Raw genomic sequence first — 4,342 nt, forward strand, 5'->3', positions numbered from 1 at the left:
AAGACCTTCGCCCCGGAGCTGAAGACAAGGCGCCCGGACCTTGAGGTGATCTCGGTGGACAAGCTCGACCTCGACAGTCCAAGCCTGAGGGCAGCCGGTAAGTAGGTCCCGCGCCGGGCGCTGAACAGACATGCAGGACCGGTTGGACGTCGTGGTCGTGGGCGCAGGCGCAGCGGGGATCGCGGCGTTGCGCCGGCTGTGCGCCGCGGGCTTATCGGCCGTGGCCCTCGAAGCCCGGCCCCGGGTCGGGGGGCGGACGCACACCGTGCAGGCTTCGGCGGGCCTGCCGGTGGACTGCGGCGCCGGCTGGGTTCATTCCGCGAACGAGAACCTGTTGACCGGGCCCATCGAACGGGCCGGTTTCACACTTGATCGAACCCCGCCGCACTGGATGCGTCCGTCGATCAACAAGGACTTTCCGCCGCAGGACCAACAGGCCTTCCGCGCGGCCCTGGCGGCTCTCGAAGAGCGCGTGCACGCCGCGGCAAGGCGCGGCGTCGATCGTCCCGCCTCGGAGTTCCTGAAGCCAGGCGATCGCTGGAACGTCCTGCTCGACGCCTTCTCCAGCTACTACAACGGCGCGGAATTCGACCAGGTCTCCGTCCTCGACTTCGCAACCTATGAGGATTCCGGCGTCAACTGGCGGGTCGCCGAGGGCTATGGCGCCGCCATCGCAAGCTTTGCAGACCGCGACCATATCGTTCTCGATTGTGACGTGCGGACGATCCATCACGATGAACACGACCTCGCCCTCGACACCGGCAAAGGTCGCCTCGCGGCGCGCGCAGCGATCGTCTGTGTCCCGACCCCCGCCCTGGCGGAGGGCCGGCTGGCCTTTTCGCCGAGCTTGCCGGACAAGGCTGAAGCCGCCGCCGGCCTGCCCCTTGGCCTTGCCGACAAGGTCTTCCTGGGGCTCGACAACCCAGAAGGACTGCCCGCCGATGGCCACCTTTTCGGCCACACCGACCGGACCGAGACCGGCAGTTACCATCTGAGGCCCTTCGGCCGGCCCTACATCGAGGCGTTCCTCGGCGGGCGCTGCGCGCGAGGCCTGGAGGGCGAAGGCGCGGGCGCCATGACCGCCTTCGCCGTGAAGGAGCTGGGTGATCTGATGGGGTCGGACTTTCGGAAAGGCCTGCGGCCGCTGGCCGAGACCGCCTGGGCGTCCGATCCCTGGGCGCTCGGCTCCTATTCCCACGCCCTGCCTGGCCACGCAGGTGATCGCGCCATCCTGGCGGCCGCGGTCGACAATCGGATCTTCTTCGCCGGCGAGGCCACAAGCGCGCGCTTCTACTCGACCGTCCACGGCGCCTGGGAAACCGGCGTCAAAGCCGCCGAGGCCGCGCTCGCCGCTCTGACTCGCGCCTAAGCCTTTGGCGGCGCCACGAAGAAAGGCATGACCACGGCGGCGAATTCCGGAAGCGCTTCGCAAGCCTGTGCATGCGCCGCGAGGGCCGGCCATTCCGTGGCGAGAAATGCGTCGGGATGCGCTTCGCGCAGGAAGCGCAGGACGCAACCCACGATGATGTCGGCGTGGTTGATCATCGGCCCATACCACCAGGGGCCGGCCCGAGAGGCGCGGTCGGTTTCCAGCGCCGTCAGCACGCCGCCAATCTGGGAGCGGCAGCGTTGGACCCAGAGCGGCGTCTCGCGAGCGTGGACGGCGCGTTCGTAGACCAGGCTCACCGCTTTGTCGGCTAGGCCGCTGGCGAGCGCGCAGACCTTGAGCGCGTGGCGCCGCTCCACCCCACCTTCCGCGATCAGGGCCCGCCCCGGCCCGGCGACCTCATCCAGCCAATCCAGGATCGCCGCGCTCTCGATCAGGACTTCGCCGTCGTCGAGGATGAGGGTCGGCACGCGTTTGAGTGGATTGTAGACGGCGATCTCGTCGGCCTGCGCGAACACCGACCAGGCACGATGTTCGTAGGCTACGCCATAGAGCTGTAGCGCGATGGCGACGCGCCTTACGAAAGGGCTGTCGTAGTGACCGATCAGGATCATGCGGCGTCTCCGGCGCTGGCGCGCGTTGTCCAACGGCTGAGGTCGCGCTCGCGGCCGATGAGCGCAAGTCCCGAAGCGATGGATTCCAGTTCCGCGCCGGTTTCAATGCGCGAGGGCTCGAAACGACGTTGGAAAATCGCGCGCACGGCCGGCACCAGCGACGAGCCGCCGGTAAGAAAGATGCGGTCGACGCCCGCCGGCGCGAGTTTGGCGCTGGCCAGGGCTGCGTCCACGGCTGTCTCGATCCTCGCCAATTCAGGCGCGATCCAGCGCTCGAAGGTCGCGCGCCGCACCTCGCCCTTCAAGGCGATCGAGCCGGCCTTAAACCGGAACTCCGCGGCGTCTTCGATGGAGAGAGCCTCCTTGAGGCGTGAGACCGAGCGGTAGAGCTGGTAGCCGTAGTTCTCGTCCAGGGTCTCGACCAGTCGGGCGATCTTCTCCGGCTCGACGGCCTCGCGGACGAGCGCGCGGATTTCGCGCATGTCGCGGCTGGCCCGCATCAGGGCGAGCTGGTCCCAACGGGCGAAGGCCGAATAGTAGCGGTTGGGGATCGGCAGGGTCTTGCCGAAGCTCTGGTAGCTCGACCCCTTGCCGAGCGCCGGCGAAACAAGATGGTCGATGATGCGGTAATCGAAGGCGTCCCCCGCCACACCGACGCCTGAGCGGCCAAGCGGAACGGCCCTGATCTCGCCCGCGTGCCGCTCGAAGCGGATGATCGAGAAGTCCGAGGTGCCGCCGCCGAAGTCGCCGACCAGGACGGTGGCGTCGTGGTTGAGCTCCCGGGCGAAGAAGAAGGCCGCGCCCACGGGCTCATAGGCATAGAGGATCTCGGAAAAACCCATTCGCTCGAAGGCCGTCTCGTAGCGCGACAGGGCCAGGGGCTCGCTGGGCTGGGCGCCGGCGAAGGTCACGGGTCGGCCGACGATCACCCGGCTCGGCAGCTCGGCCATGCCCGCGTCGGCGTAGGCGCGCAGCTTCAGGAGGAAGGTCGAGAGCAGGTCCTCGAACCGGTAGCGACGGTTGAGGATCGTCGTCTCGCTGAAGCTCTCGGAGGCGGCGAAACTCTTGAACGACTGGATGAAGCGGGTGTCGGCCGGGTCTTCCACATAGGCGTCGATGGCCCAGGGACCGGCGGCGATAGCGCGGTCGTTGGGCTTGTCGCCCGCATGGAAGGACAGGCAGCTGCGGAAGGCGAAAAGCTCGCCCTCCGGCGCTGGGAAGCGGACCAGGTGCGCCGGCCCGGCCGCGTCGGCGAGGGCCACGACCGTGTTGGTCGTGCCGAAGTCGATGCCGAGCGTGAAGGGCGTAGCCACCGGAAGCTCCTGCAGATTCACCGACAGTCGCTCCCCGTTGGGGGAGCTGTCACCGGAGGTGACTGAGGGGGTCCGCTCGAACGTGCGGGATGACCCCCTCCGGCGCTTCGCGCCACCTCCCCCGAAGGGGAGGAACTCATATCAGCCCTCAGCCTCGGTCATCTGGCGTTCGTAGGCGCAGACCGTGGCCATCTGCAGGATCTTCGAAACCGAGGCGGAGAGCGGGCAAATCTGCACGGCGCGATCGAGGCCGAGCAGGATCGGGCCGATCACGGTGGCCCCGCCCAGGGACTGGATCAGCTGGGAGGAGATCGCCGCCGAGTGCACCGCCGGCATGATCAGCACATTGGCCGGGCCGGTGAGCCGCATGAACGGATAGTTGGCGCGGGCTTCCGGCTCGAGGGCCAGTTCCGGCGGCATCTCGCCTTCGTACTCGAAATCGATGTCCTCCATCTGATCGAGGGTCGCCACCGCGTCGCGCACCTTCTCGGAGCGGGTCCCCATCGGGTTGCCGAAGGTGGAATAGCTCATGAAGGCCAGGCGCGGCGTGTAGCCCAGGGTGCGCACGGCGCGCGCCGCCTCGAGCGCGATCTCCACCAGATCCTCGGCCTCCGGCATTTCGGTGACCGTGGTGTCGGCGATGAACAGGGTCCGGCCTTTGGCCAGCACCACGCTCATGCCGATGATCCGGCCGCCGGGCGCGGTGTCGACCACCCGCAGAACCTCCTCCAGCACCTGGTCGAAGGCGCGGGTGACGCCGGTGACCATACCGTCGGCGTCGCCAAGCGCCACCATCGAGGCGGCGAAGGCGTTGCGGTCCTGGTTGATCAGCCGCTGGACGTCCCGACGCAGATAGCCTTCGCGCTGCAGCCGGGAATAGAGGTGATCCACATAGGCCTCATTACGGTGCGAAAGCCGGGCGTTGAGGATCTCCAGCTTGGCCTCGGCGGGGTCGAGGCCCACCGCCACCATGTTCTCAGCCACCAGCTCTTCGCGGCCGACCAGGATCGCCTTGCCGAGGCCGGCGG

At 68.0% G+C, this 4,342-nt stretch carries 4 protein-coding genes; 1 reads left to right on the plus strand and 3 read right to left on the minus strand.

The window, feature by feature from the left end; translation table 11 throughout:
• The first annotated feature begins 130 nt into the window (after positions 1–130).
• Entirely contained in the window at positions 131–1,369 is a 1,239-nt protein-coding gene (locus VGI62_RS17625) for an NAD(P)/FAD-dependent oxidoreductase (protein ID WP_331505849.1), read from the plus strand.
• Here VGI62_RS17625 and VGI62_RS17630 read toward each other — a convergent pair.
• The 3 genes from VGI62_RS17630 to VGI62_RS17640 all read right to left on the minus strand — a co-directional run.
• Entirely contained in the window at positions 1,366–2,001 is a 636-nt protein-coding gene (locus tag VGI62_RS17630) for a glutathione S-transferase family protein (protein ID WP_331505850.1), read from the minus strand. The genes VGI62_RS17625 and VGI62_RS17630 overlap by 4 nt on opposite strands.
• Positions 1,998–3,314: an Hsp70 family protein gene (locus tag VGI62_RS17635; RefSeq protein ID WP_331505851.1), complete on the minus strand. Its 1,317-nt coding sequence runs from the start codon at positions 3,312–3,314 to the stop codon at positions 1,998–2,000. Before VGI62_RS17635 ends, VGI62_RS17630 begins: the two co-directional genes overlap by 4 nt.
• A 141-nt stretch (positions 3,315–3,455) precedes the next feature.
• Positions 3,456–4,342 (minus strand): phosphate acyltransferase (locus VGI62_RS17640; protein ID WP_331505852.1); only part of this gene is annotated, 887 nt, incomplete at its 5' end.

Source organism: Phenylobacterium sp., assembly GCF_036495085.1.
Taxonomy (GTDB): domain Bacteria; phylum Pseudomonadota; class Alphaproteobacteria; order Caulobacterales; family Caulobacteraceae; genus Phenylobacterium.

Excerpts from the sequence above, each read along its gene's own strand:
- VGI62_RS17625 (WP_331505849.1), top strand. The coding sequence starts at position 131 with ATGCAGGACCGGTTGGACGTCGTGGTCGTGGGCGCAGGCGCAGCGGGG.
- VGI62_RS17630 (WP_331505850.1), bottom strand. The coding sequence starts at position 2,001 with ATGATCCTGATCGGTCACTACGACAGCCCTTTCGTAAGGCGCGTCGCC.